Origin of the sequence: Candidatus Cardinium sp. cByotN1 (assembly GCF_022810525.1) — a bacterium.
Classification (GTDB): domain Bacteria; phylum Bacteroidota; class Bacteroidia; order Cytophagales; family Amoebophilaceae; genus Cardinium.
In genome coordinates, this window is sequence record NZ_JAACGG010000045.1 from 1 (window position 1) to 2,696 (window position 2,696).

General features: G+C 33.0%; 1 protein-coding gene. It reads right to left on the reverse strand.

The window, feature by feature from the left end; genetic code table 11:
- Positions 1-335: 335 nt before the first annotated feature.
- Positions 336-2,102 (reverse strand): AAA family ATPase, encoded by a 1,767-nt coding sequence (locus MUW73_RS01425; RefSeq protein ID WP_243575185.1) that lies wholly within the window; start codon positions 2,100-2,102, stop codon positions 336-338.
- Positions 2,103-2,696 lie beyond the last annotated feature (594 nt).

Consider the following 2,696-nt stretch of genomic DNA (forward strand, 5'->3'; position numbering starts at 1 on the left):
TCTGTTCCTGAAACTGGTAAAAAATGAATTTTTTAAAGCTACTTTTTGCGAGATAAAAAAGTAAGATAAAAAACTTATAATCAAATAAAAATAATTAAAAGTTCTTTAAGATGACGCCATTGGGTGAACGGAAATAATAAGATAGGCAATGACATAGAAGATTTGCCATTTGAATTAGTAGTAAGAAAAGTAAGAAAAGTAAGAAAAAAATGTCCCAAGAAACTAGTCCATTATATAATTCTATAACGTAATCGTAATATTAGACATAGTAGTTTAAATTTAATCTTATAAGTCAGCTGTAAAAAAATATCTATCACAGACAAATTAATCTCTTGCTACCACTTTTCTTGACCATATTTACTAGTTAAATTGACTGGTTCAGCTTTCTTGAGAATCAAATCATAGGTACCATAAGCCGCTACAACTGACTTACCAGAAAAAGCAATACCTACTTCTACTACTTCCTTTACATGACGATGCTGTAATAATTCAGTATGATAAGATTGATTTTGGATTTTTTCTAAAGCAAACTTTGCTGCATTTTCCAGTTCTTTTTCTTTACGTACCTGCTTGAACTCCAACAACAACGCCTTTGCATCTTCTTTGGGAATCAATAGCACATCATAACGCCCCAAACCACTTTCTCGATTAGAATGTATATAGTATCTATCACTGATACTAGCCAGCATCGCTAAGACAAAACCATGATAGAAGCTTTCGTCTTGCTTAGCAGAAGTAGTATCAAAAAAACTAACACTCTTTAGGAGATAAGCACTTAAATCTTTTGTAAATTCATTTACTTTACCCACTAGCAGATGATTTAAAAAAGTATCATACCTAGACTGACTAGGAAACTTACTAAGCAACCATTCCTCAAAAAAGCGATTGTAGAGTCTGCGTACTTCATTATTGGGAACCCTAACTACACAATCATATAAATCACTATTTCTACTTAAAATACTTTTTTCCCAAGTCAAATAGCCGGCAAATAGTAAAAGACTCCAGAAAGAAGTTTCATTTCTATTGAGTAGATCAAAAGCAAGATGCTTATCAATAGATACCATTAATGCTTCTCCTTGCATCAATTTTTCGAATTGCTCTTTAATGCTCTCATTAGAAGAAAGAATCAGTTGCTTGATTAAATCATTATTGCCCGTATTAACCCAATAGAGATCAAAGCAACCCTCTTCACTCAAACAATAAATAATAGACCATGGATTATACATAACTAAATCTCCTACCCTATAGCCATTGTACCAACTTTTTACTTGATCCAGACAAGTAGCAAGATTTTGTTTGGTAAATAAGTCTTGAACTTCTATTTCGCTCAAACCAAAGTGACTGCTATAACCTTGATCTAGAAGGGTATAAGTTTTTAGGTTATTCAATCCAGAGAGCATGCTATCTTTAGAAACACGTAATATGCCCGTTAATACCCCTTTTTCTAAGTAATCATTGTCTTTTAAAGCAGCACTGAATAGATTACGCATAAATGCGACCATGGATTTCAAGTATGCTTGATTGCCATAAGCTTTATTTAATGCCGTATCATATTCATCTATGAGAATATAAACTTTTTGACTATGGTGTTGATAGAGGCATTGACTCAGGAGTTTGAAAGACTTTTCTAATGCTTGTTGACTAGCTTCTCTATTTCGAATAACATATAATTGCTGTAACTGGAGTTCATTAACTTGGTCACTTGTGAATAAATAAGGATAAACACTATAGACCTCTAGTATCAACTCATAAACCGAATTATAAGCATCTTCAAAGTTACTGGCATTCACATCCTTAAAGCTTATCATAATAACCGGATACTTTCCTTGATATTGCTTAATATATTTACCACCTTCTAACTTGCTAATTGCTAAATCATCAAACAAACCTGCTGTAGGTATCCCATTAACCTCTAGCGAAAAAAAATGTTGCAACATAGACATATTAAGTGTCTTGCCCCAACGTCTAGGACGGGTAATTAAGATAACTTCATCTCCTTTATTCAATAGATCAGCTATCATAGCTGTTTTATCACAAAACAGGTAATCGTTAGATACCAACTTATGGAAGTTACTAACCCCAATTGGTAATTTTTTCATCATGCTATTGGAACATTTAAAACCATACACTCCATATTATAATTATATGAAGTTACCATAAGTAGCACCTTAATATATGGATTATCCTATTACTTGATCCTACGCATCTTTCTAAGATAATTATTTAGCCCTATATGATTGTTATACCCTAATATAGTTGCCATCTTTATTAAAGGCTCATCCATGCTCCTAAAAAACGTGACTGTCCTTCTATTGAAAAAGAAAGTTTTTGCAGATTCATAAAAAGGAAGTTAAGATGCTCATGCAACTGGTTTGTTTAGATGTATGTGATCTACTAGAGTCGTATGGCAACCTAGACTCTGATATTGAACGTGAAAACGACTTGCGCAAAACTATCACAAGATCATTGGATAATAGTTAAGGCTATTTTAGCGATCCTAAAAATATTGTATCTGTTCATGCAATGGCGTCAACTTAAGTAATTTTTATTTGATTATAAGTCTTTTTTATCTTACTTTTTTCTTGATAAAAAAGTAAGCAAAAAATCAAGCCCTGGGTAAAAAGTTGCGGAAAGCAGCCCTCACAGCTGGAAAAACAGAACTCGCCCGCTTCGCGAGCTTCAAACAGGCTGTTTTT